This window comes from Verrucomicrobiota bacterium (assembly GCA_016871535.1).
In the GTDB taxonomy this organism is placed as follows: domain Bacteria; phylum Verrucomicrobiota; class Verrucomicrobiia; order Limisphaerales; family SIBE01; genus VHCZ01.
In genome coordinates, this window is the sequence record VHCZ01000458.1 from 1 (window position 1) to 1,570 (window position 1,570).

At 62.1% G+C, this 1,570-nt stretch carries 2 protein-coding genes; both read left to right on the plus strand.

From position 1 onward, the window contains the following. Nucleotide 1: 1 nt before the first annotated feature. Complete coding sequence (locus FJ398_27575) at nt 2-991, plus strand: LamG domain-containing protein (GenBank protein ID MBM3841636.1); 990 nt, start codon at nt 2-4, stop codon at nt 989-991. 157 nt (nt 992-1,148) lie between these two features. After that, nucleotides 1,149-1,388, plus strand: coding sequence for an addiction module protein (locus FJ398_27580; protein ID MBM3841637.1), 240 nt, complete (start codon nt 1,149-1,151; stop codon nt 1,386-1,388). Nucleotides 1,389-1,570: the final 182 nt, after the last annotated feature.

Consider the following 1,570-nt stretch of genomic DNA (forward strand, 5'->3'; position numbering starts at 1 on the left):
GGTGGCTGAAGTGCGCAATCGCGAGCAAAAGCTCCAGCGCTTCGCGCGCAAGATCGCCCTCGACCGTGTCCTCCGACCCGCCTCGTTCGTCCATTGGCCGTTCGATGAAACGGCAGGCGATTTCGCTGCAGTTCAGGTCACCGGCACCTCCAGCGCTGACTCAAACAAGCCTGGGACACCTGTTCTTCCTCTCCCCACGAGGAACGAGCGGGGAGAGAACCAAGGAGAGGGGAAAGTCCAGGAAACCCGTCCCGCTCTCCCTAACCCGCTCCTTCCTTTCCCGGGAAGAGAGGGAGAAGCCAGGGCGAATGCCACCAAATATGCAGCGAGGCTCGCCTTTGCACCTTTGTCCACCCATGCGACAGCGCGAGCGGAAGGACGCTGGGGGCGGGCTCTGAATTGCGACGGCCAACTCACCGCAACGGCCCTCTTGCCGCCGTTCGCCCAACGAAACCCGCTCACCGTCGCTTTCTGGATCAAGGTGCCGCCCGACGCCAGCGTCGCCGAATCCGAGCCGATCCTTTCCGGGCCGCTCGCATCGAACGGGGACCCCGTCGAGTTCGCCTGGAATCGCGCGCCGCACCAGGGCGCATTCGGCGCATTGAGGACGAGCGTGGGCCGCGGCTTCATCATCGGCACGACCCCGTTACGCGACGGCCAATGGCACCACGTGGCTGTCGTCTTTTCGCACTCGCTCCGCGGACCGCAGAAAATGCAGATCAAACAATACGTGGATGGCCGCCTGGATCGCGTCTCCGCGAAGCATTTCATCAAAGCAAAAGTCAAAGGCCTTGGCGGCGAGCCGCGTGTTGTCCTGAGCGGGACGGAGACGTTAGCGATTGGCCGCAGACAGAACGAACAAGGCACGGCCGGTTTCCGCGGCGCGATCGACGAACTTTTCCTTTTGGATCGCGCGCTCTCGCAAAAGGAGATTCGAATCTTGATGCAGCAAAACCGCCTGCCGACGCGGGATGCGTTGGCAGCCAATTGACTTTCGAGAACTACCGATCACCGCCCCCCACCGGAAGGTGCTCGACGAGCATTGGGGCGCGTACGGAACGGGCCGCGCCAGGCGGGTTTCGCGTTCGGAATTGGAACCGCGCCTAACTCGCGCTTGAATCCGTCTCCAACGCGGTTAAGCTCTCAGCATGCCCGCAACGATTGAACAAATCCTTGAAGAGGCGCTGGCGCTGCCCGATGACTCTCGGCTGTTGCTCGCGGAACGTCTTGTGGAAAGCGTCAACTCGTCCACCAGCCCGGACCTGGAAGCGCGGCAACTGGCCGAGGTGCAGCGCCGCATGGCTGACGTAGAGGCAGGCCGAGTCGAGCTCGTCCCGGGAAGTGACGCGTTGCGCGAGGTCCGCGAAGCCGTCCGGCGTACCAGGTGACTCTCTCATTTCATCCGGACGCTATAGCGGAATATCGTGAAGCCGCTTTGAGATACGAAAAGGAGAAGTCCGGACTGGGCGGTCGATTCGTAAGCGCCATAGAAGCCGGCGTCACTTCGATTCTGGAGAATCCGACGCGTTACGGCCCGGTACAGCACGGCGTTCGCCGATATGCCTTAAAA